General features: G+C 67.4%; 21 protein-coding genes and 1 tRNA gene. 4 read left to right on the top strand and 18 right to left on the bottom strand.

The genetic code is table 11. The features are described from left to right. The first annotated feature begins 49 nt into the window (after positions 1-49). Positions 50-1,666 (top strand): amidohydrolase, encoded by a 1,617-nt coding sequence (locus GEV26_RS02450; RefSeq protein ID WP_153651594.1) that lies wholly within the window; start codon positions 50-52, stop codon positions 1,664-1,666. A gap of 1 nt (position 1,667) precedes the next feature. Here the strand turns inward: GEV26_RS02450 and GEV26_RS02455 are convergent, their stop codons facing one another. The 5 genes from GEV26_RS02455 to GEV26_RS02470 all read right to left on the bottom strand — a co-directional run bounded on the left by GEV26_RS02455 (position 1,668) and on the right by GEV26_RS02470 (position 6,321). Continuing rightward, positions 1,668-2,045 carry a VOC family protein gene (locus tag GEV26_RS02455; protein WP_194839943.1) on the bottom strand — a complete coding sequence of 126 codons (378 nt, stop codon included), beginning with the start codon at positions 2,043-2,045 and terminating at the stop codon, positions 1,668-1,670. After that, positions 2,042-2,173 (bottom strand): hypothetical protein, encoded by a 132-nt coding sequence (locus tag GEV26_RS18130; protein ID WP_255489239.1) that lies wholly within the window; start codon positions 2,171-2,173, stop codon positions 2,042-2,044. Before GEV26_RS18130 ends, GEV26_RS02455 begins: the two co-directional genes overlap by 4 nt. 39 nt (positions 2,174-2,212) lie before the next feature. Beyond that, positions 2,213-3,631 (bottom strand): LCP family protein, encoded by a 1,419-nt coding sequence (locus tag GEV26_RS02460; protein WP_194839944.1) that lies wholly within the window; start codon positions 3,629-3,631, stop codon positions 2,213-2,215. Between the two features lie 201 nt (positions 3,632-3,832). After that, positions 3,833-3,905, bottom strand: a tRNA-Lys gene (locus GEV26_RS02465). Positions 3,906-4,752: 847 nt separating this feature from the next. Then, on the bottom strand, positions 4,753-6,321 hold the full coding sequence (locus tag GEV26_RS02470; RefSeq protein WP_194839945.1) for a sugar ABC transporter ATP-binding protein: 1,569 nt from the start codon (positions 6,319-6,321) through the stop codon (positions 4,753-4,755). A gap of 208 nt (positions 6,322-6,529) precedes the next feature. Between GEV26_RS02470 and GEV26_RS02475 the strand changes: the two genes are divergently transcribed. Both GEV26_RS02475 and GEV26_RS02480 read left to right on the top strand, forming a co-directional pair. Next, positions 6,530-7,729, top strand: coding sequence for an MFS transporter (locus tag GEV26_RS02475; protein WP_194839946.1), 1,200 nt, complete (start codon positions 6,530-6,532; stop codon positions 7,727-7,729). Between the two features lie 214 nt (positions 7,730-7,943). Continuing rightward, complete coding sequence (locus tag GEV26_RS02480; RefSeq protein ID WP_153651598.1) at positions 7,944-9,116, top strand: sugar ABC transporter substrate-binding protein; 1,173 nt, start codon at positions 7,944-7,946, stop codon at positions 9,114-9,116. A gap of 493 nt (positions 9,117-9,609) precedes the next feature. Here the strand turns inward: GEV26_RS02480 and GEV26_RS02485 are convergent, their stop codons facing one another. From GEV26_RS02485 to GEV26_RS02545, 13 genes are all read right to left on the bottom strand, one after another. Beyond that, positions 9,610-10,695, bottom strand: a complete 1,086-nt coding sequence (locus GEV26_RS02485) for an ABC transporter permease (protein WP_153651599.1) — start codon at positions 10,693-10,695, stop codon at positions 9,610-9,612. Between the two features lie 223 nt (positions 10,696-10,918). Further along, a complete protein-coding gene (locus GEV26_RS02490) occupies positions 10,919-12,001 on the bottom strand; it encodes an acyl-CoA dehydrogenase family protein (RefSeq protein WP_153651600.1) in 1,083 nt (360 codons plus the stop codon). A 2-nt stretch (positions 12,002-12,003) separates the two neighbouring features. Continuing rightward, positions 12,004-13,182 carry an acyl-CoA dehydrogenase family protein gene (locus GEV26_RS02495; protein WP_153651601.1) on the bottom strand — a complete coding sequence of 393 codons (1,179 nt, stop codon included), beginning with the start codon at positions 13,180-13,182 and terminating at the stop codon, positions 12,004-12,006. Between the two features lie 111 nt (positions 13,183-13,293). Further along, positions 13,294-13,920, bottom strand: coding sequence for a thiamine pyrophosphate-dependent enzyme (locus GEV26_RS02500; protein ID WP_153651602.1), 627 nt, complete (start codon positions 13,918-13,920; stop codon positions 13,294-13,296). After that, positions 13,917-14,423, bottom strand: coding sequence for a hypothetical protein (locus tag GEV26_RS02505; RefSeq protein ID WP_153651603.1), 507 nt, complete (start codon positions 14,421-14,423; stop codon positions 13,917-13,919). Before GEV26_RS02505 ends, GEV26_RS02500 begins: the two co-directional genes overlap by 4 nt. A 44-nt stretch (positions 14,424-14,467) precedes the next feature. Next, on the bottom strand, positions 14,468-16,027 hold the full coding sequence (locus GEV26_RS02510) for a GMC family oxidoreductase (RefSeq protein WP_153651604.1): 1,560 nt from the start codon (positions 16,025-16,027) through the stop codon (positions 14,468-14,470). Positions 16,028-16,190: 163 nt separating this feature from the next. Then, positions 16,191-17,825 carry a GMC family oxidoreductase gene (locus GEV26_RS02515; protein WP_153651605.1) on the bottom strand — a complete coding sequence of 545 codons (1,635 nt, stop codon included), beginning with the start codon at positions 17,823-17,825 and terminating at the stop codon, positions 16,191-16,193. Continuing rightward, positions 17,809-18,273 (bottom strand): hypothetical protein, encoded by a 465-nt coding sequence (locus tag GEV26_RS02520; RefSeq protein WP_153651606.1) that lies wholly within the window; start codon positions 18,271-18,273, stop codon positions 17,809-17,811. Before GEV26_RS02520 ends, GEV26_RS02515 begins: the two co-directional genes overlap by 17 nt. 45 nt (positions 18,274-18,318) lie before the next feature. After that, positions 18,319-18,708 carry a hypothetical protein gene (locus GEV26_RS02525; RefSeq protein ID WP_153651607.1) on the bottom strand — a complete coding sequence of 130 codons (390 nt, stop codon included), beginning with the start codon at positions 18,706-18,708 and terminating at the stop codon, positions 18,319-18,321. Continuing rightward, positions 18,705-19,493: an enoyl-CoA hydratase/isomerase family protein gene (locus GEV26_RS02530; RefSeq protein ID WP_153651608.1), complete on the bottom strand. Its 789-nt coding sequence runs from the start codon at positions 19,491-19,493 to the stop codon at positions 18,705-18,707. Before GEV26_RS02530 ends, GEV26_RS02525 begins: the two co-directional genes overlap by 4 nt. Continuing rightward, positions 19,490-20,245 (bottom strand): enoyl-CoA hydratase/isomerase family protein, encoded by a 756-nt coding sequence (locus tag GEV26_RS02535; RefSeq protein ID WP_153651609.1) that lies wholly within the window; start codon positions 20,243-20,245, stop codon positions 19,490-19,492. Before GEV26_RS02535 ends, GEV26_RS02530 begins: the two co-directional genes overlap by 4 nt. Further along, positions 20,245-22,395 carry an acetate--CoA ligase family protein gene (locus GEV26_RS02540; RefSeq protein WP_153651610.1) on the bottom strand — a complete coding sequence of 717 codons (2,151 nt, stop codon included), beginning with the start codon at positions 22,393-22,395 and terminating at the stop codon, positions 20,245-20,247. Before GEV26_RS02540 ends, GEV26_RS02535 begins: the two co-directional genes overlap by 1 nt. 356 nt (positions 22,396-22,751) lie before the next feature. Then, entirely contained in the window at positions 22,752-23,420 is a 669-nt protein-coding gene (locus tag GEV26_RS02545; RefSeq protein ID WP_208431012.1) for a GntR family transcriptional regulator, read from the bottom strand. Positions 23,421-23,773: 353 nt separating this feature from the next. Here GEV26_RS02545 and GEV26_RS02550 point away from each other — a divergent pair, with 353 nt between their 5' ends. Further along, positions 23,774-24,307: a hypothetical protein gene (locus GEV26_RS02550; protein ID WP_153651611.1), complete on the top strand. Its 534-nt coding sequence runs from the start codon at positions 23,774-23,776 to the stop codon at positions 24,305-24,307. Positions 24,308-24,378: the final 71 nt, after the last annotated feature.

The raw sequence follows: 24,378 nt of genomic DNA on the forward strand, positions 1-24,378 counted from the left end.
GCCGTTGCACCGTCGCCGCGCGCAGACGATTGTCTGGCACGTTGGTCACATGACGGCTGATCTCGTGCTCGCCAACGCCCATGTCCACGACGGCACGGGATGGTCGCGAGATGCCGACTCGATCGCCATCCGTGACGGCCGCATCGTGGCGATCGGATCGGAGCTCCCGGCCGGAGCCGAGGTCGTCGACCTGGACGGGGCCTGGGTGCTGCCCGGGTTCCACGACGCCCACGTGCACCCCGTGCAGGCGGGGCTGGAGATGAACGCGTGCGACCTGACCGGCGGCGGCGACGTCGACGGCTATCTCGACCGCATCGCGGCGTACGCGGCGGCGCACCCGGACGCCGAGTGGGTGCTCGGCGGCGGCTGGTCGATGGACGCCTTCCCCGGCGGAGTGCCGACCGCCGAGGCGCTCGACCGGGTGCTGCCCGACCGCCCTGCGTTCCTGCCCAACAGGGACCACCACAGCGCCTGGGTCAACAGCGCGGCGCTGCGCCGCGCACGGATCGACCGGACGACGCCCGACCCGAGCGACGGCCGCATCGAGCGGGACGCGGACGGCGAGCCGACCGGGGCGCTGCACGAGGGCGCCATGGAGCTCGTCCGGGCCCTGGTCCCGCCGGCGACGCCGGGCGAGCAGACCCGGGCGCTGCTGACCGCGCAGGCGTACCTGCACTCGCTGGGCATCGTGGGGTGGCAGGACGCCCTGGTGGGGGAAGGCCTCGGCATGGCCGACTCGCTCGAGACCTATCTCGCTGCGGCCCGCGACGGCCTGCTGACCGCCAAGGTCGTCGCGGCACTGTGGTGGGACCGTGGGCGGGGGGCGGACCAGATCCCCGGGCTGATCGAACGACGGGCCCGGGCCGCTGCGGCCGGCATCGACGCCGGCAGCGTCAAGATCATGCAGGACGGGGTGTGCGAGACGTTCACCGCGGCGGTGATCGATCCCTATCTCGACGGGCACGGCCGACCGACCGACAACTGCGGCCTGTCCTTCATCGAGCCCGCCGACCTCGCGGCGTACGTCCAGCAGCTCGACGCCGCCGACTTCCAGGTCCACGTGCACGCGCTGGGGGACCGGGCCGTGCGCGACAGCCTGGACGCGATCGAGCACGCCATCGCGGTCAACGGGCGGCGGGGGAACCGGCACCACCTGGCGCACGTGCAGATCGTCCACCCGGACGACGTGCCGCGATTCGCGGCGCTCGACGTCACGGCGAATGCGCAGCCGTTGTGGGCCTGCCTGGACGATCAGATGGTCGACCTGACGCTGCCGTTCCTCACCGCGTCCGCCCGGGAGCAGCAGTACGTCTTCCGGTCGCTGCTCACCTCCGGAGCGCGCCTCGCGTTCGGCAGCGACTGGCCCGTGTCGTCGCCGGACCCGTTCGGCGCGATGCACGTCGCGGTCAACCGGACGGCACCGACCAGTCGGCTCGGCCCGTTGCTCGCGCACGAGGGCCTGACCGTCGCGGAGGCGCTCGACGCCTACACGAGCGGCAGCGCCTGGGTGAGTCGGCTCGAGCGCACATCAGGACGTCTCGCGGTGGGCGCGGCCGCAGACCTCGCGGTCGTGGACCGCGACGTCTTGGGGGTGCCGCCGGACCGGATCGCCGACGTGCGCGTGCTGCGGACGTACGTGGACGGCCGCCTCGTGCACGGGGGTTGAGTCAGCCGAACGAGACGAGGCAGAACGGATGGCCGGCCGGATCGGCGAACACCCGCCACGGGTCCTGGTCGGGGTCGACGACCTCGGACAGGATGCGCGCACCCAGCCGCACGACGTCGTCAGTCCCGGCAGTCAGGTCGTCGACCTCGATGTCGAGATGGACCTGTTGCTCCCCGGTGCGGCCCGGCCACGGCGGGGGCTCGAACGCCTCCACGACCTGGAAGGCCAGGCGGGGGCCGCCGGCCTGACGCTCGAGGGACCACCAGTCGTCCTCGCGCTGGTCGATCTCCTGGCCCAGGACCTGCGACCAGAACTCCGCGAGGGGCTCCGGGTCCCGGCACTCCAGCACGATCGAGCGCACGGCTCCGACGCGGGTCATGACACCGAGTCGTCAAGCCCGTCGGCGTCCGGGTTGCTGACGCTGGGCTCGAAGGGTCGGGGTGCGTCGACCTCCGGGTTGTCGGCGGTCTCGTCGGGGTCCAGGGGCTCGTTCGGTGATTGGCTCATGCGCCGGTCGTACCCCGCCGGGCCGGGGTCAAGCAGGGCTCAGGCGCAGAGGGAGTCGCTGGCCGTGCGGGTCGTGGCCTTGACGGCCTTGGGAGCCTTCGGCTGGACCCCGCCCTCGATGCGGTCCGCGCCCAGGATGAGCCAGACGCCGGTCATGCCCGAGGAGTGCACGACGACGTCGGCCATGAAGCCGAAGTCGCGGTTGATCGCGTCGGCGGTGGCCATCGCCTCGGGTGTTCCGTCCACGAAGATGCGGGTGGTCTTGGCAGGCTTCTGGGCGTTCTCGATGCCGCTGATCGTGTAGCCGAGGGTCGACATCGAGGCCTGCGCCGCCGTCGCGAGACCGTTGGTCTGCGCAGCGTTCAGGAGCTTGACCGGGGTCTCCCGGCTGGCCTTCTTCTCGTCCTCGGAGCCCTCGACCGGCACCTTCTTGTCCTTCGCGATCGCAGCGAAGATCGTGTCGGCGTCCGCCGTCTTCACGACGCGGTTGGGATCGGTCGGTGCGGTGCCGTTGGGCATCGTGATGAACCGGATGTCCGAGTCGTCGACCGACCTGGCGCGCTGGGCCAGCGACGTGAGCTTGGGGATCGAGGAGATGCCGTCGTCGACCGTGATCGAGGACGTCAGGGCGTTGATGAACTTGAACAGGCGGTCCGGACGGGTGAGGGTGCCGGCGCTGCGGGCCTGGCTGATGATCGAGGACATCACGACCTGCTGGTGACCGAGGCGACCGATGTCGCTGCCGTCGCCCACCGCATGGCGGGTGCGGGCCAGCGCGAGGGCGTCCTTGCCCTTGAGCTTCTGCTTGCCGGCGGGGAGGTTGAGCTTGGCGTCGGGATCGACCATCGCCTGGTTGAGGCACACCTTGACGCCACCGAGGGCGTTGACCATCGAGGCGAAGCCGTCGAAGTCGAGCTGGACGAAGTGGTTGATGTGCACGCCGCTCAGCTGCTCGACCGCCCGCACCGAGCAGGCCGGGCCGCCGGCGAGCGCCGAGTTGATCATCTGCTGCGGACCGCCGGCGAACGCGCCGCTGCCGGTGTCGTCGCACGCGGGCAGGTCGGTGAGGGTGTCGCGGGGGATCTGGACCGCGTCGATGCGGGTGTTGTTCTTGGAGAAGTGCACCAGCATGAGGGCGTCGCTGCGCTGGCCCTCCTCCTTGCCGTAGCCCTTGGTCTTGAGCTTGCGCGAGTCCGAGCCGATGAACAGGACGTTGAGCGCGCCCTTCGGGGTGTCGTCCTTGACCACGTGGTCGGCCTCGTCGAGGGCCTTGGACTCGATGTTGTGGTTGAACTTCCAGTACGCCGCCGCGCCCCCGATGCCGACGATCAGGGCCAGGACGAGCGCGCCGAAGCCGAGACCCCGCACGATGCGCCTGCCACGGGAACGCTCCCGCTTGCGAGAGGTCGGCGGCGACGCGGGCGCGGGCTCGGGGGCCGGCGCGTCGGGGCTGCTCACCATCTTCTCCTGCGGGTTCGGGGCGTTCGAAAGGCTGCCGGCCAAACCGGCAGACGTCCTACGATACGAGGCGTACCTGAGAACAGGATAGGAAGCGCGGGTGACGTTGAGCGCATTCCACCGGTATGACCATGACTGTGTCGGGGGCGAGCCCCCGGGGGCTTCCGTCCCGAGACAGCGCTGGAGATCGAGCGGGTCGGGTGGGCCCCGTGGGACTCGAACCCACAACCCGCGGATTAAAAGTCCGCTGCTCTGCCAATTGAGCTAGAGGCCCGGGACATGGGGACAAAGGTCCGGAGAACCCTCCGGAGAATGCCGCTACGCCCAAGAGCGAGTATCGCAGAGGTAGTGCGCGTGTGCGCGTGCCGGCTATCGAGAACCCTCGGGACAACTCCTTTGTGGTTCGGACGGCCTGAAAGCAGTGTCCTGACCGACCGATCATTACCCGACGGCAACGAGCCCAGCGGCTTCGGCACCAGACTGGGCCCCTCTGAGGGCGGCGGTCCCGCAGTGGATGGGAGTCGCTCTCGTTGCGCTCGTGCGGCTCGTCGGACCGAGCCTACGGAGGGGACGTGGCCTTCGGGGCCAAGCCGAGAATGCGCATACCGACTGGCCTTGGACTCGCGGCGGCTACTCGGTACTGCCAGGGGGGTCGTCGACGTCCAATTCGAGTCCTCCCATGAGGACCTTCGGGCCAGGGGGCGTGGGCGCGGACCACCGCGAAATATTGGAGTTGAAGGACCAGCCGCCGGTCGCCTCCCTGGACGGAAATGAACCGCGCTCTAGCTGCTCGGGTGCCCAGAGGTCGACACGAAATATGCCGATGCGCGGTGGGGGGGGGGCATCAGTTGCGGGAGTTGTCTACGTCGCTGTCTTGGGCCAGCTCGCTCGATAACGAGCGGTAGCCCCAGTCGTGGCCCTCCAGAGACGGTCCCTCAGATCCCGAAGCGACTCGGGTAGTTGATCGGGTCAATACGTACCCGGGGCCGGCCTCGATAAGGACGAGGCGCTCGGATGGGTTCTTCGGCAGACCTGCCGCCGGGACGGCGCCAGAGCTGCCCGCACCGTCGTTGATGTTGCTACGGGTAGCAGCGCTCACGTGATCGCCCCGGTCCCGGCGATCAGCGTCCGGACGCGACGGCGACGTCGGTCGCGTATAGCCGCTCGCTGAGCGAGTGAGCGGAGAGGTCGTCGCCGGTCACTTCAGCCACGATGACACCGTGCTGGATGACGACGGCCCGGTCGACGACCTGAGCGAGCTCCTCGAGGTCGGACGCGACGACGATCGCTGCGCTGCCGGCGTCAGTCAGCCGGCGAACGTTGGCGTAGATGTCGGCGCGAGCCCCGACGTCGACCCCTTGCGTCGGCTCATCGAGCAGCAGGACGACAGGGTCCAGCCGCAACCACCGGGCGAGAACTGCCTTCTGCTGGTTACCGCCTGACAGGGTGCTGATGGCCACCGACCCCGACGATGCCTTGACCTTGAATGCGTCGCGAAGTTGGTCGACGTCGCGTGTCATGGCCCGTTGCTTGAAGAGCCCACGCCAGTAGCGGCGCAGGACGCTCACGTTCATGTTCTCGTCGACCGTCAGGGTCGGGAAGATCCCCCCGGTTGCTCTTTCCTCGGGGATCATCACGACCCCGTGCGCGATGGCTTGGTCCTTGCGGGTGAAGTTCACTGCCTCGCCGTTGATCCGAACGGTGCCAGTGTCGATGGACAGGTCACCGTAGAGTGCGCGGAGAAGCTCGGTGCGCCCGGACCCGAGGAGACCGGCTACGCCGAGGATCTCACCGGCGCGCACCGAGATGTTGATGCCCTGCAACGGGCCAGCGGAGAGGTCGTCGACCTGGAGCACGGTGGGGGAGTCCGGACGAACCTTGATCCGCGCTTGAGCCATCTCCGTGCGGCCGCCGAGGATCGCGTGGACCAGTTCACGTTCGGTGAGCTTGTCGCCCGCGAGGTTCGCCGCGACACGGCCGTCGCGCAGGACGGTCGCGTGATCAGCCAGGGCGACTACCTCGTCGAGCCGGTGGCTGACCAGGACAACTGCGTGGCCTTCGGCGGCCAGCCGCCGGATCGCGGCGTGGAGGATGCGCGCCTCGTGTACGGGCAGGGATGCGGTCGGCTCGTCGAGAATGATCAGTCCGCCGCCCTCGTCGACGTCCTGGAGAGCCCGTGCGATCGCGATCTGGGCGCGGGTAGCGATGGGGAGGTCACGCAGAAGTGTCCGAGGGGTCGCCTCGATCTCGAACCGATCGATGAGCGCTCTCGCCCGGTCGGACACCGAACGCCAGTCGACCGAAGGGCCGATGCGGGTCGGGTAGCCGGCGCCCAGCATGAGGTTCTCTCCGACGTTGAGGTCCAGGAACACGGCCAGGTCCTGGTGGACGACTCGCAGCCCCAGTTCGTGCATGGCCTGCGACTTGATCTCGTCGGCTGCGATGACGGCGTCGCCTAGTTGTACCTCGCCGGCATCGGCCGACTCGACGCCGCAGAGGATCTTGATCAGCGTCGACTTGCCGCTGCCGTTGCCTCCGCAGAGCCCAAGTACTTCACCGCCTCGAACGTCGAGGTCGACCCTGTCGAGTGCGCGTGTGCCCGGATAGACCTTGCTGAGGCCGCGGATCGAAAGGGCGTTGCGGCCCTTCGTAACCGAGGCGCCAGCCGTCTGTGAACCGTTGCTCTCCACCTGGGGACCTCTCATTGATAGGGGCGCGAGGGGCCTGCCGGAACGGTCTGCCGCCTGAGCGATGCGGGACCGTACCACAACGTAATTGCTACGACGAGGGGTCTGAGGTGTCGAAGTTCTCTAGCAGCGCAGAACCTCCAGCGCATGCGTAAGGTCATCGCCCGGAGGATCAATGACACCTTGGTTGCGAGGGGCGCTGAAGGGCCGGATGCCCGACTCGGCCGCGTTCTGGCTGCTGTTTTCGATCGTGGCGTCGGTCTGCGCCCTGTCGGGCGCACCCACGCCGCTATACCGCGTCTACCAGCAGAACTGGGGCTTTTCGGAGATCACCACGACCGTCGTGTTCGCCGCCTACGCCCTTGGCATCCTCTTGGCACTCATCACGGTGGGGTCGCTCTCGGACCACCTCGGTCGCAAGCCCGTGGTGCTGGTCTGCGTGTTGCTGCAGATCGGCGTCGAGTCGCTCTTCGTCTTCGCGGACGGAGTGCCGATGCTGTTGAGCGCACGCCTCCTGCAGGGCCTGGTGACTGGCGCCGTTTTCGGCGCGCTCGGTGCCGCGATGATCGACCTCGACAGAGTCAGAGGCGTAACGGCGAACGCCGCGGCCGCCCCGCTTGGCGGAGCGTCCGGCGCGATGGCCGCGGGGGTGTTCGTGCAGTACCTGCCCGACCCGACGCGCCTGATCTACATTGCGCTGGCCGTGACGTTGTCGGTCCAGGCCGTGCTTGTCCCGTTCATGCGTGAGACCTGTGCACGCAGGCCCGGGTCGCTGCGGTCGCTACGGCCCCAATTCGGTCTGCCGCGGTCCGTGAGGCGCCGGTTCCTCGTGTCCGCGCCGGTGCTGGTGGCCTCGTGGTCGCTGTTCGGACTTTACGGCGCCTTGGGCCCCACCATCGTCCGCGAGCTGAACGGCCAGACGTCGCCCGTGCTGGGAGGCTTGACCATCGTCGCCATCTCCGGCATCGGGGCGCTGACAGTGCTCACGCTGGCTAGCAGGGTTTCGCCCCGCGTCTTGATGCTGTTTGCGACGACGGCCCTGATCGTGGGGATGGCCGGGACTCTGGTCGCCATGCAAGAACGATCGCTACCCGGATTCTTCGCGGCGAGCTTCGTGGCAGGAAGCGGGTTCGGAGCCGGCTACCAGGCCGGCACCCGCAGCGTGATGCCGCTGGTGTCGACCCACGAACGCGCTGGCGTCCTGTCGATCATCTTGGTGCTCTGCTACGCCTCGATGGGTGTGCCGACCGTCGTGGCCGGGTTCCTCATCGCCCACGCGGTCCCGGTGCTCGACACCGCGAGCGGGTACGCGGTCTTCCTCATCGTGCTCGCCTCCGCGGCCCTGCTGGGGGCGATTCGACCGACAGCCGCGGCAGTCGACGACAGCCTCGATGTCGATCGTTCCGCGTAGCGCCGGCCCGCCTAGCGGACAACGTCGACACTCCAGTGCTTGCAATGGCAGCACTTTCACGCCCTAGAAGTGGATCCAACAATTTATCCGCATGTGATGTCCAACACAATAACGAAGTGGTAAGGTCCGGGCGGTTTCGTGCCCGGGGGCATGGGGCCAGCGTCCACCGAACCCAGCCGGGAAGGTGTGACGTCCCCGCGTCCAAAGGAGAGACATGTCAGCCAAATCCATTGTTGCGGGCACGGCTATCGCTGCCAGTGCCCTGTTGCTTGCCGCGTGCTCGTCGGAAGGTTCGAGCGGCTCGTCGTCGTCCTCGTCGTCGGGTGACTCAGGATCGACGGCCGAGGTCGCCGGCTTCCCGCCGCTGGAGGAACAGTTCAAACCGGGAGAGAGCTCGCCGCCCACGACCTCACCGCCACTGGCCAAGGACAAGACCGTCTGGTACGTCCAGTGCGGCGCTCAGATTCCCGGGTGTGTTCAAAAGGGCAAGTACACCGGGGAGGCCGCCAAGGCCGCTGGCTGGGACTTCAAGGTCGCCGACGGCAACCTCAACATCGCCGGCGGGTTCAATACTGCCATCCGGTCAGCTATCGCTGCCAACGCCGACGCGATCATCGTGGACTCGTTCTCGTGCGAGCCGGCGCAGCAGTCCCTCAAGGAGGCTGCGGCCAAGAAGATCCCCGTGCTGGGCATCGAGTCGATTGACTGCTCGGAGTTCGACGGTGGCCCCGACCTGTACACGGTCCCGTTCATCCCGAGCGAGGAACTCAAGGACAACAAGGCGTGGTTCGAAGCGCGCGGCATCCGTGCGGCGCAGTACGTCGCGCAGGCGACCGGCGGCGAGGCCAAGATCATCGACAGCCCCGGACTTGCCGACCCCGACTACGTCACGGAGTCAGACGCCTTCGCCGCGGAGATCAAGAAGTGCGACACCTGCGAGATCGTGGGCTCCTCGCCATGGAAGGAAGCCGACCTGACTCCCAACGGAAAGTGGATCACTGGCATCCGCGCCCAGCTCATCAAGCACCCAGAGGCCAACGCCGTGAAGTTCCCGTACGAGGCGTTCTCTCTGACTTTGGGCGGTGCGCGGGACGTCAAGAACTCTGGCGTCGACGCGATCTCGTTTGGTGGTGTGGCTGATCCGGGCGGCATTGAGGCGGTCCGCGACGGGACGCTAGAGGCGATCACCAACGCACGCTCGGTCGAGTGGGAAGGGTACGCGGCCATCGACACGCTCAACCGTGCGTTCAACGGCGAGCCGTCCGTGCCGCAGGGTGTCGGCATGGCCCTTATCGACAAGGACCACAACCTGCCGGAGTCAGGCGAGGAATACGTCGCAACGATCGACTTCAAGGCGATCTACCTGAAGGCGTGGGGCGTCAGCTGATCGTCTGAGTGAACGAGGGGCGCCGGTCGTGGAATCGACCGGCGCTTTTCGTCACGCCCTGGCGCCCCACTCCAGCCCGAGTTCCTCAGGGGCGCGGGCCGACGCCACCAGGGGAGAAGGCCAGGCGGCTGGAGTGCGGGGGGAAGAGGCCTACGCCACGGGGGCGCCGTTGTGCGCCCTCACGCGGTCGGCTCGAGGCCCCGGGACCGGGCGGGGACCAGCGCGCCCTTGGGCAGGTGGGCGGCACGCGGTGTACCAAGGCCAGCAGCGAGGTGCGAGGCCTGCACGCTCGGGCGCCGCCCTCATCGGTAGGTGCAATGGCACTGGAGTTGAGCGCGGACTGGAGAGGGCACGACTGCAGCGGTACAGCGACGGCAGCGCGCCGAGTCTGCCCATGACGGGCTCGCCCCCCGCACGTGACGCAGCGACGTCCGGCCGTGACGTGTGGTCACCGTCGGGCGCCGTGCCGCGAGGAGGGGCAGAGGTGCACCGCCTACTGGGTTCCGACCTTCTCAGTCTGAGGGGGTGTTTCGGTTACGCTGGCTTGGCGCACCTCGTTGACCAATATGGAGGTCGCCTTGCGGGAACGGGCTCGAGCGATGAGCGTCGATAGCGCCACGCTGATGACGAGCGCTGCGCCGTTAAACACAGGGGTGACCCACGTGTCGGCTCCCAGGAGCTGAAGGCCGTTGACCGCCACGGCTACCAGAAAGACACCGAACATCGTGCCCCACACGTTGTTGAGTCCCGGCCGGATGGCGGTCTGTCCCAGAAATACGGCAGCCAGGGCGGGGAAAAGGAACGACTGTGCCTGCGTGGAGTCCGCGACCATCGAGCGTGTGGTGAGAACGACACCAGCCATGCCTCCGAACAGCGCCGACCCCATGAAGGCGATGACCAGGGATCGGTCGACGCGGAAGCCGGCCAGCCGGGCCGCGTTCTCGTTCGACCCGATGGCCGTGAGCACGCGTCCGAACGGTGTCTGGGTGAGCACGTACCAGGCGACCAGCGCCAGCACCATGAGCAGCCAAAAGAGGATGGCGATACCGAGGAACTCCTGGTTCCCGAAGTCACCCAGCGAGTTGGGCAGACCACTGCCGACGGGTGAGCCGTCCGTGTACCACTCGAGGAGCCCGCCGATGAGGATATACATGCCGAACGTCGCGATAAACGGGTTGAGCCGCAGTACCGCCACCAGCAGCGCGTTGATGCCGCCGGCAACGAGCGCGACGCCGATGGCGGCCACGATGCCGCTGATCACGGGCTGCCCATGGGTGCCGCTCACGGATGCGAACGTGACGCTCGACAAGCCGGCGATTGCCGCGACCGAGAGGTCGAAGTAGCCCGCCACGAGCGGGATGACCATGCCGATGGCGATGAGGCCTGTCACCGACTGGTTGGCGAAGATGTTGTGCAGATTGCCCGATGAGAGGAACAGGTCGCCGACTGACGACACGAAGCCGAAGTAAAGGACGAGCAGGACCAAGAGAATGGGGATTCCTGCGCTTTCCAGCGCGTGGCTTATCGAGAAGCGCTCGCGGTCAATCCGCGGTCGCCGTGTGGATGCTGTCATGGTCATTTCTCTACTTTCTGGTCGTCGCGAGTTGGCCAAATGGCGGGCACAATGCGGTTACGCTCGTTGGGAATCGGCCCCTTCTGAAGCGCAGGTTCTGCACCCAGAACGGGACCAGCAAGGGCGGGACCGAGTAGGGGCGGCCCGACCCGTGGCCGAGACGTCGCATCGGCGGAGGGCCGTGCGGTTGGCGGCCGGCGCAGCGGAGGATAGGTGGCGGGCACAGGGCCTACCTCGTCTTTTCGGTCAGGAGGTCCCAGGCGCTTCGGCCGCTGTCGGCCGCGAGCCGGCCGATGCGGTCGTCCCAGAGGTTCTGATTGCCAAACTCGTTGCGCCAAGCCAAGGCCGGCATGGTGAAGTGACGCAACGGGTGGTCGAGCGTCATGCCGATGGCACCGTGGAGCTGGTGGCAGTTGCGCACCACGGTAGTCGCGGCTCGTGAGGTCTGAGATTTCGCAGCTGAGATGGCCAGCACGGCTGGTCGGCTCGTGAAGTCACCGGACGCGATCTGGGACACCGCGACGTCCACGGCGCTTGTGGCAACCGCGAGTTCACTGGCCGCCGCAGCCAGCAGCTGCTGGACAGCTTGGAATGCTGTGAGCGTGCGACCGAACTGGCGCCGTTGACGGACGTGGTCTATCGACATCTCCACTGCGCGCGCAAGCGCACCCCTGGTCTGAATGGCCCGGCCAAGCGCACCCCTCAGCAACCACTCGTCGGTTGTGGAGGCGTCGACCTCGTGGACATCCGCGACCGTGATGACCGCGGTCACAGTCTCGCGCGGCTGGAACGCCGCGTTGGCATGCTCGACGACGTACTTCTCCGAGGGGTCCAGGACTGCCACGACGGTGTGCCCGTCCAACGAGCCGAGCACGACCGTGTGCTGCGAGATGCGCGCCCACGGGACACGGGCGGCGTTCACGTGCACACCCCCGCCCGGCGCGTTCGAGAAGGCTGCTCGTGCCGTGGTCAGCGGGCCACGGTCGACCGGTCTGACTCTGGCCCGGTTGAGCAACCACTCGGAAATGAAGGATGTTTCCATGAGTGGTCCCGGAGCGCCGCTGCGCGCCGCCTCGGCGAGGACGATCGCGGCGGCCTCCCAGCCCCCACCGTCGGCGTCGGGCTCGTCGGAGAGTCCCATGCGGAGCAGGCCGGCATCCTCAAGCGCGTCCCACAGCGCCGGGACGAACGGCAGGGCCGGCGCTGGGACCGTGAGTGCCTCCGCCAGGACGTCGTCGCAGATGTTCGACGTCAGGTCGCGCAGCGATCGCGCGTCGTCGGCGTCGAGGCGGCCGACAGGTTCGGTGGTCATGTCTACCTCAGTCCCAACTCGCGGACGATAACGCCTCTGAGCACCTCGTTGGTACCGCCGCGCAGCGTGAACCCGGGCGACTGGTGGATGGCGTCGGCCAGCGTCTTGCCGAACTGGCCGGCCGTGGACGTGGGGTCGGGCTCGTGTGCGGAGATCGCCGCAGCCGTCTCGATGACTTCCTTCTCGAACTGGGTGCCGAGGTCCTTGACGATGGCTGCCGAGAGGTTCTCAGGCTTGCCTGCCGCGAGCGAGCCGGCGATTGCCAGCGACATCTGACGCAGCACGAACGCGCGCGCCACGAGCGCACCGATGGCCGCGTGCTGCGGGCCGGCCTGATCGGGCTCGGCCTGGTCGGGTCCTGGACGTTGCGCTGTCACGAGTCCCTCGAGGACCGGGAAACTGGACAGGATGCGCTCGGGCCCGCTGCGTTCGTAGGCGAGTTCGGACGTCACCTGGCTCCAGCCATCGCCGATCGCCCCGAGGACGAGCTCGTCAGGTACGAAGACGTGGTCGAGCACGACCTCGTTGAAGTGGTGCAGTCCGGTGAGGAACTTGATCGGCCTGATGTCGATGCCGGGTGAGTCCAGGTCGACGATGAACTGGCTGAGCCCATGGTGACGATGCTGCGGGTCGAGCGGTTCGGTGCGGGCCAGGACGAAGAAGGCGTGGCAGTGGTGTGCACCCGATGTCCAGATCTTGGTGCCTGTGATTTCCCAACCCCCTTCGGCCCGTTTCGCGGTCGTCTGCACGCTGGCCAGGTCCGAGCCGGACTCCGGTTCGCTCATGCCGATGCCGAAGTACAGCTCACCCTTCGCAATGCCGGGCAGGTAGCGCTGCCGCTGGTACTCGGTGCCGTGGGACAGCAGTGAGGGGGCGGCCTGTCGATCGGCGACCCAGTGCGCCGCGACGGGGGCGCCGGCGGCCAGCAGCTCCTCGATCACGATGTACCGCTCGAGGTGGGAGGCGCCCCGCCCGCCGTACTGTTCTGGGATCGTCATGCCGAGAAGCCCGCGGCGACCCAGCTCGGCGCTGAAGGCTGGGTCCCATCCGACGGTCCACGAGTCGACGCTCGGCGAGAAGGCACCGGTCTTGAGCGAGTCAGCGATGAAGGTACGCACCTCTTGCCGGATGTGGTCGGCGTGCGGTGGTGGTGGGGTGGCGGACGGGACGAGTTGGAGCATGCAGATGTCTCCCTGGAGAATGTGGTCTCGGCAGTGCGATGTGGGCGGACGTCAACACTGCCCCGCGCGACGATCGGTCGCGCGGAACAATGTTGGCGGCACATCGAACGGTCAGGCGCTCACTGGGCGAGCGGCAATGTTGTCGCGCAGGTTCTCGTAACCCGGCTGTCCGAGCCTGGCCTGCCCCTCCTCCGACTGCGTCAGGGCAGGCAGATCGGCCCAGTCGAACTCCGACGGCACGACGATGCTGAGCAAGATGGGCCCGGCTCCTTCGTGCATGTCGTTCACGGCCTCCTCCAAGGCTGGACCAAGTTCGGAGAACTCGGAGATGCGGCTGGCCCGTGTGTACCCGACCGACTTCGCGAAGTCGGGGACGGACTGCGTGCCGACACCCGGGAGTTTCTGACCGCCCGTGATGTCGTACCCGCCGTTCTCCATGATGATGTGCAGGAACTTCTTCGGCTTTTGCCCACCGATCGTGACCAGCGTGCCCAAGTTCATGAGGATGGAACCGTCGGTGTCTACGACGACCACGCCGAGGTCGGGACGGCCGAGCGCGATGCCGTGCCCGAAGGGCGAGGCCATGCCCATGGGCGCCATCGAGATGAGGTCCATGGCGTGCTTCGAGTACTTCGGCCATGCCATCCCGCCGGTCATCGTGGCGATGACGACGTCGTTGTCGGTGCGGAGATCGGCGAGGTTCTGCAGCACTGCGCCGTGGTTCAAGGTGTCGCTCATGAGTGAGTCCTATCCAGGTTGTCGACGAGAATGACAAACGGCTCCTGCGCGTCGAAGGCTTGCGTCACGGTCGCCCGCGCTGCCTCCTCCGAGTCGTCCTGCAGGAGCAGCGCGTGCTTGATGTTGGTGGCGTCGAGGATCGGCTCGGTCCAATCGCCGGCCAGCTTGACGTGTCCGGCCATTCCGCCGACGGCCTCGAAGGCGCCTTCCAGCGTCGCGCCACGTCCCGCGTATCCGACGAACACGGGCAGGGGGATGTGCATGTCGCACGGTAGGCCGCGGAACGTGTCGAGGGATTCGAACAGTCCGAGGTTCTCCATGCACAGGATGGTTCGGTGCCCGGAGGTGACAAGGCCCGATGCGAGCGCAACCGCCTCACCCTCACGACAGGCGAGGATGACGGTCATGTCTGGGTCGTCATCGAAGGCTGCACGCAGTGCCTCGGTCTCGTAGTTCGCTACCGAGACCAGGTGCGTGAACTTGTAATCCTTCGCGAGCTCCATCGTGATGTCGACGAGCTCCTTGGTGTTTGCAACCGTGTTTGTCATCAGCTCTCCTCACTCAGCATGTCGGCGAACTTTTCGCCGATCATGTAGCACGTCAGATTGGTGTAGGCGTTCACGATGGTCGGCATGATCGAGGCGTCGGCCACGTAGAGGTTCGACACCCCGCGGACCTTCAGCCCCGAGTCCAGGACCGCCATGTCGTCGCCGTCGGGGCCCATACGGCACGTGCCGACACAGTGGTACGTCGTGGTGACGTGGTCGTGGATCCACTCGAGGAACCTCTCCTCGTCGGCCAGCGTCGCCGCGTCGGGCGCCAGCAGTGGACCGGCCACGTGCGGTGAGACCGCGTCGGAGTGAAGCAGCTCGAGCGCGAAGCGCACTCCGTCAGCGAGCCGCTTGGTGTCGATGTCGGACCCGAGGAAGTTGAAGTGCAGCTCCGGGTGGGTCTGCGGGTCGGCGCTGACCAGCTCAAGCCACCCGCCTGCGACGGGCTTAGCCAGGATGACGGGGAAGAAGACGCCGGCCTTGACGCTGGGGTCAAGGTCGAAGTTCATGTTCTTCGCCGCGGTGAACCCCAGCGCCAGCACCATGTCGTTGTCCTGGCCTCCGTCGAGGCCGCTGCTCCACCGAAGCGAGGCGTTGAAGCCGAAACGCGTCTCGTTCGGGTCAGCTGCCGCGTAGACGACGGGGACGTGCGGGTGGTCCACGAGGTTGGCGCCGACGCCGGGCAGGTCGACGCGGACCTTGATACCGGCACGCTCCAGCATGTCCTTGGGGCCGATGCCGGACAGCATAAGCAGCTGAGGCGAGTTGATCGCGCCGCCACTGAGGACGACACGGTCAGCATGAATTTCCTCGAGCTTGCCGTCGCGTTGGATCTCGACTCCGACAGCTTGGTCGCCGTCGAACAGCACCCGGGTAACGAGGGTGTCCGCGACGATCTCCAGGTTCTCGCGGTCGCGAGCCTCGTAGAGGTACGTGACTGCGGCGCTGGCGCGGAACGTGCTGATCTTGTTGCGTGGCGTGGAGGCGATGCCCGACATGTCGGGCTCGTTGAGGTCTTCCTTGTACTCCAGGCCATGATCGGCCAGCGCCTCGACGACGCTCTGGACCGCAGTCGGCCACTCGTCGAGCGTTGGCCGGCGGACTGGGATCGGGCCGGACGAGCCGTGGTACTCCTTTTCGGGGAAGTCCAGGTCGGTCTCGAGCTTGTTGAAGTACGGCAGGACCGACTCCCAGCTCCAGTCTTTGTTGCCGCGCTCGCCCCAGTCGTCGAAGTCGGCGGGCAGGCCGCGGATTGCCATGGAGGCGTTTATCGAGCCGCTGCCTCCGAGGACCTTGCCGCGAGGGTAGTTGCCGACGACGCTGGTGTGCGTCGGCTCGGTCCAGAAGCACTTGTAACCCCAGTCGGGGCTGCCCTCGAGCGCCGGGCCCTCGGCATCCCAGAGTGACTCGGGCAGCTCGTCGATGGACAGATACTTCGGGCCGGCTTCGATGAGCACGACGTGCTCGGCCGGGTCTTCGGACAGGCGCGCCGCGAGGACGGCACCTGTGCTACCGGCCCCTACGACGATGGTTCTATGGACGTTGCTTGTACTCATGATGTCCCTTCGAATGCCTCGTTATGGTTCGCCGATTAGGCGGGAAGTGCTGGTATTTCGGTCAGTCCGGCCCCGAGGCCGGAGAAGAGTATGCTTCTTTAATCGTGTGGTCAACGTCACGTGGCAAGTTCTTGCTCGCGCTGTCTCCATGCCGTAGATCGCGTCATCCAGCGGCGCTCACCGCGAGTCCGGACCGCTGTTCGGCGACAAGCAGATCGGCGCAGCGAAGCGCGAGTGCCCCGACGGTGGCCGCGGGATTGACGGCCCCTCCGGTGGTCATCGACCCCACGTCGCAGATGACGAGGTTGTCGACGCCCCAGGCCCGGTGCTGCCCGTCGGTGACCGAGCAGGTCGGGTCCGAGCCCATCCGGTTGGCGCCCATCAGGTGCCAGCCCGGCGGGTTGTACGGCTCGAGGCCGGGGCCGCTGACCTCGGCGTCGATGCCCGCCGCAAGCTCGGCCACCCGTGCTGCGCCGAACTGGAGCGCGGCACGGTCGTTGTCGTGCAGCGCGTAGGCGGTGTGGGCCGCAGGCAGGCCGCTGGAGTCGGTGACGTCCGGGTCGAGCGTCACACGGTTGGTATCGACCGGGATGTCATCGGTCTGAATTGCGACGAAGAAACTGCGGTCGAAGCGTTGCTCGAACCCGTCGTGGTGGCCGGCACCCCATGGGGCAGGGTTCTGTTCCATGAACCCGCCGAGCCCGGCGAACAACGGACCGCCCGTGGCGCAGAATGTCATGGTCATGCCGTTCACGAAGCCGCGCGAGAGATCGGTGTTGTAGAACTCGTGCGAGTACACCGCCCCGCCGAGGGGGCCCTTGAAGTTGTTGAGTGGGTCCTTGGTCCAGATGTCCCACAGCGAGTAGCCGTGCAGGATGAGGTTTCGCCCCACCTGGTCGTGGTCGTTGGCCAAGCCGTCCGGGTTGTCGGCGTTGGCCGACATCAGCAGCAGCCGCGGTGTGCCGATGCCGTTGGCGGCCAGTACGACGAGCCGGGCTCGGACGATGTGCTCCTGGCCGGTCTCGAGATCGATGTACTCGGCGCCGACAGCCTTGCGTCCATTGGTGACGATGCGGGTGACGCGTGCGCCTGTGCGTAGCTCGAGGCCTTGGGCGACGGCGTGGCGTGTGTAGGCGTTCCAGCCGGTGCCCTTCGCCTCACGCGGGCAGCCCATCATGCAGTGCCCGCAGCGGTTGCAGGACTGGCGGTCGTCGAAGTCCTCCGATATCGAGCCGAGGTCGGAAGGCCACCAGTGCCATCCGGCGCGGTCGCACGCATCGGCCGCGCGCTGCAGGTAGCTGCCGTGCCGGATCGGCGGCATGCGGTCGGCGCGGTGGTGTGGGTACGAAGGGTCACCGTGGACCCCCGAGACGCCGAAGAAGTTGTCGTGCTGGTCGTAGTACGGCTCGAGGTCCTCGTACGACAGCGGCCAGTCGATGGAGTTGCCGACTCCGTGCTCGCTGCCCTTGCGGAAGTCGGCCGGCTTCATCCGGTGCCAGAGGGCGGCGTACGCGTTCGTGCCACCCCCGACCGCGTTGTAAAGCATCGGCTGGAAGTCGCCGCCGGTCACTGGGTAGTCGGTAGGCAGCCGACGGACGTTGGGGTTGCCCGACCAGCGACGGCGCATGTCGAACTCCCAGTCCGACGACACCATCGCTGTGTCCATGGGGTGAACCCGGGGGCCTTGCTCGAGCATCACGACGCGGGCGCCTGTCTTGGTCAGCGTTCGTGCTATGGCGCCGCCGGACAGGCCACCGCCGATGATCAGGACGTCTATCTCGTCAGCGGTGTAGGACATGGCGAACCTCCTCGGTCGGCACGAACGTGCCGCGGCGAATGGTGGGGATGGGGACCTCGGCGTCGATGGCGTAGCCGAGCGGCTGCGGTGACGGGTGGTAGTCGGAGTGGTTCGCGACGACGAGCAGGACGTCGGGTGCGCAGTAGTAGCCCGAGTACACGTAGAACCGCAGCAGCACGAACTCGTCGGGCCGGGACGCTTCGACGGCTTCGAGTGCGCCGGTGTCGCCGCCGCCTGAGGTGAAGTCGTCTGCGAGCTGGGTGAGGACTGCGGCCTCCTCGGGGTCGCACCGGCTCGCGATGAACCCCGCTACCCCCACGCTGTCGCCGGGGGGGTAGGGGTCGCGCCCCGGGATCATGACGGCGGCGATTGCATCGAGCGCGCCGTGCGTCGCCGGAGGCAGGGTCACGCCCCAGTAGCCGGGGGTGTAGCTCTTGGCCAGTTCCATCGGGTCACTCACTCTCGTTCTCGGGTCGGTGGGGGTCTGCTTCGGTCAGGCGGAACGCACTCCGCTGAAGGCTTGGCACCTGGCCGTCTCGATGACCAAGCGCTGGTCAGGGGTGCCGACCAGCGTGTGGGCCGGGGCGTCGTCTATCGCCTCGTCGAACCACCACTGCAGGGCTGCGCTGAGCCCGATGCTCGCGAGGAGCACCTGGTTGGTGGTTGCCACGCACGGGTGGATGCGCCGCGCGTGCTCGTCGAACTGGAACAGCGGGTAGAGGTACCCGACCCGCGCGTAGCGGATGCCGAGGAGTTTGCCTTGGGCGCGCAGCAGCCGGAGGAAGTGCGGCGTGGGCGCCCCGCCGAGCATCGCGGACGTCTCGTAGCAGTCCAGATGCGGGACCTCGCGGACGAGTGCCTTGGCACGTTCTGTTCCACTCATCGTCCGCTCCATTGGGGATCACGTCCTTCAGTGAACGCAGCGGCTCCTTCGAGCCGGTCGTCACTCGTGTAGGGGCTGGTGCCGGGGTCGATGCGCAGCGCGGCGGGGATCGGCAGTGCGGCCCCGTGCGTCACCATCGCCTTGAACCGGCGCAGCGTCAGTGGTGCACGGGTCGCGATGGTGGTGGCGATGCGATCGACGACGGCATCAAGCTCCGTGGCAGAGCAGACCTGCGACACGAACCCGATGTCGGCGGCTCGCGCGGCATCGAACGTCTCGGCGCGGTACATGATGTCGAAGGCGTGAGCACGACTGACCAGCCGCGGCAGCATCTGGCTGCCGAAGTTCGCGCCCATCCCCACCCGGCTCTCAGGCATCCGGAACGCAGCGGACGTGGCCGCGATGCGCATGTCGCACGCCATCGCGAGTTCCAGTCCGGCCCCGACGACCCAGCCCTGCAACGCTGCAATGGTGGGCTTGTGCGACTCCAGGACCGTCTCGAAGACGTTGCGATACGCGTGCCGCATCGGGTCGACGATGGGGCGCCTGCCGTCGACCGGTGTGTGGTCCTCCTTGAGGTCGACACCTACGGAGAAGGCGCGTGCCGACGTTGTGCCCAGCACGATGACCCGCACGGCGTCGTCGACGTCAAGCTGGCAGAACACCTCGACGAGCAGGTGCTGAAGCGCCGTGTCCATGGCGTTCATGCGCTCGGGCCTGTCCAGCCGCACCCAGGCAACACCGTGCGCGACGTCGATCTGCAGCCCTGCGGGCGTGGCCGTCATGACTGTTCCTGGATGCGGTCGAGGCGGCGCCGCTGGGTCCAGAGCTGAACGCCTCGCTCAGCCTCCAGCGCCGCGGGCCATGGCAGCGGCTGTGACCCGGTCTCGATCTCGAAGGTCCGCTTGACCCGGCGCGCGAGCAGAGGGTCGCTTGCCACAGACGTGGCGATGTCCAGCGCGCGCTGCTCGACCTCGCCGTCGGGGACGCAGACTCCGGCGAAGCCGAGGTCGTAGGCGCGCTGACCTGACATTTCTTGACCGAAGAGACCCAGCGCACCTGAAATTTCCCGTCCGCCGAGACGGCGAGCCAACGTGAAGAAGCCTCCGCCCGGGTGGATGCCTGCCGCCATGAACCCGGCGATCAGTCGGGCGGACGCTGAGACGACGCGTAGGTCGGCCGCCATGACGAGGTTGAGCCCGGCACCCACGGCCGCTCCTCGTACCGCAGCGATGGTTGGCACGGGCAGGCTGCCGAGCTGCACGAAGGAGCCGTACATGAGGTCGGTCTCCTCGTATGCGCGGTCGCTCAGGGTGTCTCCGTAGGTGTCCGACCACGACCGTGTGTCGGCTCCGGAGCAGAACGCTCCTGCGTCGCCGCGGACGATGGTGCAGCCGAACGTCTGGTCGGCCTCGATGTCGCGGCACGCCTGCCCGAGCTCGCGTGCCATGTCGATGGTCAGGGCATTCTTGACGTCGGGGTTTGAGACGGTGATGACCGCGACGTTGCCTTTGCGCTCAAGCGTGACGGAGCCCATCACGCACCTGCCTTCGGCGCCAGGATCATCATGAAGTCGAGCGCTTGCACAGGCCGGTGGGGGTCATGGGTCACTCGTAGTGGGTTGACCTCCACTTCGCGAAGACGGTCGCCGGCGACCACGGCCAGCTGGCTGATCTGGGCGATGGCCTCGGCCACGGCGTCCAGGTCGTAGGCCGGCGTCGACCGGTAACCCGTGAGCAGTGCGGCGGCGCGGGTGCGCAGCAGAAGGGTCTTCGCCTGCTTGCGGTCGACTGGTGCGAAGGTCGTCGCGGTGTCGCGGTAGAGCTCGGTGGCGGTGCCTCCGAGGCCGACCGTTATCAGCGGCAGGCCGTGATCGCCGGAGCGCGTGACGCCCACGATGAGCTCGATTCCGTCGCCGACCAGGTCCTGGATAAGGACGCCCTCGGGTTGGTCGCCAGCGAACATCGCGAGTAGTTGCGCGGTGCGGCGCGGCAGGTCGGCGGGTTCGATACCCACCAGGACTCCGCCGCGATCGGTCTTGTGCAGGACGTTCGGCGACTGAATCTTGAGGACGGCGGGCGTCGAGCGTGTGGCGGCCAGATCCTCGGCCTGTTGAAGGTCGGTGATCAGGTGGGTTGTGGGTCGTGGGATTCCGAGCCCGTCCATCAGGGGGGCGGCGGCGGCCTCGGTCACGACCTCGACGTACTGGTCGATGAGTGCCGCGAAGTCGTCAGCCGTCGTCGGCGTCGACGGGGCGTTGGGGGTGATGGTCGAGTTGTCGCTGACCAGCGAGCGGAGCGCCAGTGTGGCGGACCCGACTGAGTCGAAGACCGGGAACCCGGCGTCGCGCAGCGCGTGCCGAGCGGCGGTCGTCTGTGCGTGCGCCGCACACCATGCGACGACGATGGGCTTGTCGGACAGTGCGATGAGTCCGGCGAGGGCTGTAGCCGCCTTCTCGGCCTGGTCGCCGATGATGAGGGTCAGCGCCACCAGCACGACGTCCACCTCAGGCAGTGCGGCGGTGAGTTTGCAGACGCTAATGAACTCGGTGACGTCCTTGCCGTTGAACACCTGGGCGGTGACGTCGATGGGGTTTTCAGTAGCTCCGTAGGCTGGGATCATTGCTGCGAGCTCGTTCTGGGCCTGCTCTGACAGCTGCACGACGTCGAGGCCGCGCGAGTCGGCCAGGTCAGCTGCCAGGCTGCCCACGCCCCCCGATGTGGTCACGATTGCGACGGCGGGGCCGTGGGCACGAGGCAGGGTGGTGTGAACGTGCGCCAGCTCCACCAGCTCGTCGATGTCGTCGGCGAGCACGACTCCGTACTCGCGCACCACGGCGTTGAAGGCGGCTGCGCTCCCGACGATTGCGCCGGTGTGGGAGGCCGCCGCGCGAGCCCCTGCCTCGCTGGTCGCGGATCGCAGCACGATGAGAGACTTGCCGAGCTCTTGAGCACGTGTGGCGAGGTCGAGGAACTCGCGCTCGCCGGTAGCGCTCTCGATGTACATGGCCAGGGTCGTCGTGGCGTCCTGCTCGATGAGGTACCGGGCTATTTCGACGGTCTTGAGGTCGGCTTGGTTGCCGGTGCTAATCCATGAGGCGATGCCGATGCCACGTTCGCGGGCCAGGCTCAGGATCGATCCGCCCACGGCGCCGCTCTGCCCGACGTATGTCAGGCCGCCAGGGGTCAGCGGTCCCACCTCCAGTGCGCCGGTGAAGGTGCCGTAGAAGTGTGTCGCTGTGTTGAGCGCCCCTTGGCAGTTGGGGCCGATGAGGCGGATGCCGTGCTGGGCAGCCACCGACGTGAGCTTGGTCTGAAGGGCCTGTCCCTCTTCGCCGGTTTCGCTGAACCCGGACGCAAAGATGACGGCGACCTTGGCGCCGGCGCGCGCGATGGCGGGAAGCAGGGATATGGCGCGTGCCGCCGGGATGAGGACCAGTGCGAGGTCGATGGGGCCCGGCAGTGCGTCGACGTCGGGGTAGCAGGCCACGCCGTGGAGGGACTCGTACCCGGGGTTGATCGGGTAGATGGCGCCCTTGTAGCCGAAGGCTGTCAGGTACTGGAGCGGCCGTGCGAACAGGTTGCTTTGTCGTCCTGAGGCGCCGACGATGGCGATCGCTTGAGGCGAGAAGAGTGAGTCAAGTGCATCGGTGCTGGAGGTGATCAACGGCGTTCCCGTGGTCGTCACGTACTGAGGCCCTTCTGTTGCCTTGCATGCATGGACGGCCAACGGTCGGACATCCAGATGAGTAGAGCGGGAGAGGCTTCTGCCCTCCGCGGCCAGAGCTTGGAACCTCGACGTTCTGTGTGGCGCAGGTCACGTGATCTGGATCTCATGGAGGCTACACAATTGGATCCAGTTTGACCAGAGGGTCGGGTTACCCCGAGATATGGCCTGCCTTCAGAGGCAAAACAGCGTGACGAAAACGCGCTGAGGACATCTCGGCGCTTGGCGGTCACGGACGCGGCGGTGCCGCGAGGAGGGCTACTAGTCCGTTCAGACGGGCCGTACGGGGGAACCGGGCGGCGCGTCTCAAACCTTCTTTAGGGGTGTGGCGAGAGCAGGGAGTTGAGCCGGGCCTCGGATTTCGCCCGGTGGTTCATCATGAGTTGGACGAGGCCCTCGACGTCGTTGCGCCCGAGCGTCTCGACCATCTGAGCGTGTTCGGTGATGATGCGGGAACGCTCTCCCGAGTCGCTCACGAACACCGCGTGGTACGGCATCGCCCAGCCCCAGATGCGCTCGACCTCGTCGACGACGAGGCTCAGCGGGCTGTCGCGGAACATGGTGAAGTGGAACTCCTTGTTGAGCTGGCGCACAGCGCCCGCGTCGGCGCGCTCGGCAGCGACGGAGATCGCATCGTTCAGCTCGGTGAGACGTTCGAGGTGACGGGGCTTGGCCTCCGGGAGGCTGCGGATGATTGCCGACTCGAGGAGGTCGCGCATGAGGTACAGCTGGTCGAACTCGGCTTGGTTGAGCCTTGCGACGGAGAAGCCGAAGTTGTACTGGTGCGTGACCAGGCCAGTGGCGAGGAGGTGCCGAAGGGCCTCACGGATGGGCAGGCGGCTGACCGAGAATCGCTCGGCCATCTGCTCCTGCCGGATCTGCTGGCCGGGCAGCAGTTCGCCGCCGACGATCATCTCCTGAATTTCGTTGACAATGCGCTGGACGGCCTGCTCGCGTCCGTTTGTGCCCTTGGCTCTGGTTGTCACGTCACTCCTCGGTCAGGCCGCACAATGGTGGCTCATCGCGTGTGCACCGCGTCGCTCCGGCGTCCCCGTCTTGCGCCTCGCGGCGTTTTTGTAGCCCGGGACCAGCCGTTCCCGATTCGCACTGCCATGACAGTGGTCAGATCGCGTTACTGCACGTTAGACCAATTGTCCCCAGGCCCCAGAGACCCGGGGCATCGGGGACAATGATCCGGAGAAGATCCGGACATGCCGCTATGCCCAAGAGCGAGTATCGCAGAGGTGCGCGGCAGGCACGGGAGAGCCGTCGCGTGGGCGCGGGGTGCGGGCTGCGGAGGAGCTGACTCCCGCTGAGGGCGTCGGGGTATCTGGAGCGCATGTGGCGAAAGGTGGCGTGGCAGGGAGTCGTCTCGGGTGCCGTCGGGGTGGCGGTGATGACGGCCGGCGAGAAGGTCGAGCAGCGGTTGACCGGCAGACCTGACTCGTACGTCCCTGGGCGGGTGCTCGAACGGCTGGTGGGCCGGACTGACACCCCCGGACGTCCTTCCAGGGCGGTCAACCTCGCGATGCACTACGGGCAGGGCATCCTGCTCGGGACGGTGCGCTCGCTCATGGCCCAGGCCGGTCTTCGCGGCGCGCTCGCGTCGGCGCAGTTCTCCGTCCTGCGGCTGACCAATGACCAGATCCTGGAGAACGCGACCGGAGTCGGCGCCCCTCCGCAGACCTGGCCCCGCGGTGAGCTGGCGGTGGACCTGGTGCACAAGACCGTCTACGGGTTCGTCACGGGCGCGGTCGCGGACGCCCTGGCCGGGCGCGACGGCCCCGGGCCCGGGCAGCGGCACGCCTTGCGCCGACCGGGACGCCATCACGACGTCGGTCCCGTGCCGCGCGCCGAGTCGTTCACACGGTGACCGGCGAGGTCCCGGACGGCGGCGCCTGTCCGCGCCTCGCGTGGACAAGCGCACCCGTGCGGGGTAGGACT

This window comes from Aeromicrobium yanjiei (assembly GCF_009649075.1).
Classification (GTDB): domain Bacteria; phylum Actinomycetota; class Actinomycetes; order Propionibacteriales; family Nocardioidaceae; genus Aeromicrobium; species Aeromicrobium yanjiei.

What these genes read in the sequence shown, in the direction of transcription:
- GEV26_RS02475 (WP_194839946.1), top strand. Translation starts at nt 6,530, where the DNA reads ATGCCCGACTCGGCCGCGTTCTGGCTGCTGTTTTCGATCGTGGCGTCG.
- GEV26_RS02495 (WP_153651601.1), bottom strand. Translation starts at nt 13,182, where the DNA reads ATGCTCCAACTCGTCCCGTCCGCCACCCCACCACCACCGCACGCCGAC.
- GEV26_RS02525 (WP_153651607.1), bottom strand. Translation starts at nt 18,708, where the DNA reads ATGAGTGGAACAGAACGTGCCAAGGCACTCGTCCGCGAGGTCCCGCAT.
- GEV26_RS02500 (WP_153651602.1), bottom strand. Translation starts at nt 13,920, where the DNA reads ATGAGCGACACCTTGAACCACGGCGCAGTGCTGCAGAACCTCGCCGAT.
- GEV26_RS02520 (WP_153651606.1), bottom strand. Translation starts at nt 18,273, where the DNA reads ATGGAACTGGCCAAGAGCTACACCCCCGGCTACTGGGGCGTGACCCTG.
- GEV26_RS18130 (WP_255489239.1), bottom strand. Translation starts at nt 2,173, where the DNA reads ATGAGCCAATCACCGAACGAGCCCCTGGACCCCGACGAGACCGCCGAC.
- GEV26_RS02515 (WP_153651605.1), bottom strand. Translation starts at nt 17,825, where the DNA reads ATGTCCTACACCGCTGACGAGATAGACGTCCTGATCATCGGCGGTGGC.
- GEV26_RS02530 (WP_153651608.1), bottom strand. Translation starts at nt 19,493, where the DNA reads ATGACGGCCACGCCCGCAGGGCTGCAGATCGACGTCGCGCACGGTGTT.
- GEV26_RS02485 (WP_153651599.1), bottom strand. Translation starts at nt 10,695, where the DNA reads ATGACCATGACAGCATCCACACGGCGACCGCGGATTGACCGCGAGCGC.
- GEV26_RS02450 (WP_153651594.1), top strand. Translation starts at nt 50, where the DNA reads ATGACGGCTGATCTCGTGCTCGCCAACGCCCATGTCCACGACGGCACG.
- GEV26_RS02550 (WP_153651611.1), top strand. Translation starts at nt 23,774, where the DNA reads ATGTGGCGAAAGGTGGCGTGGCAGGGAGTCGTCTCGGGTGCCGTCGGG.
- GEV26_RS02505 (WP_153651603.1), bottom strand. Translation starts at nt 14,423, where the DNA reads ATGGAGCTCGCGAAGGATTACAAGTTCACGCACCTGGTCTCGGTAGCG.
- GEV26_RS02490 (WP_153651600.1), bottom strand. Translation starts at nt 12,001, where the DNA reads ATGACCACCGAACCTGTCGGCCGCCTCGACGCCGACGACGCGCGATCG.
- GEV26_RS02480 (WP_153651598.1), top strand. Translation starts at nt 7,944, where the DNA reads ATGTCAGCCAAATCCATTGTTGCGGGCACGGCTATCGCTGCCAGTGCC.
- GEV26_RS02455 (WP_194839943.1), bottom strand. Translation starts at nt 2,045, where the DNA reads ATGACCCGCGTCGGAGCCGTGCGCTCGATCGTGCTGGAGTGCCGGGAC.
- GEV26_RS02510 (WP_153651604.1), bottom strand. Translation starts at nt 16,027, where the DNA reads ATGAGTACAAGCAACGTCCATAGAACCATCGTCGTAGGGGCCGGTAGC.
- GEV26_RS02535 (WP_153651609.1), bottom strand. Translation starts at nt 20,245, where the DNA reads ATGGGCTCCGTCACGCTTGAGCGCAAAGGCAACGTCGCGGTCATCACC.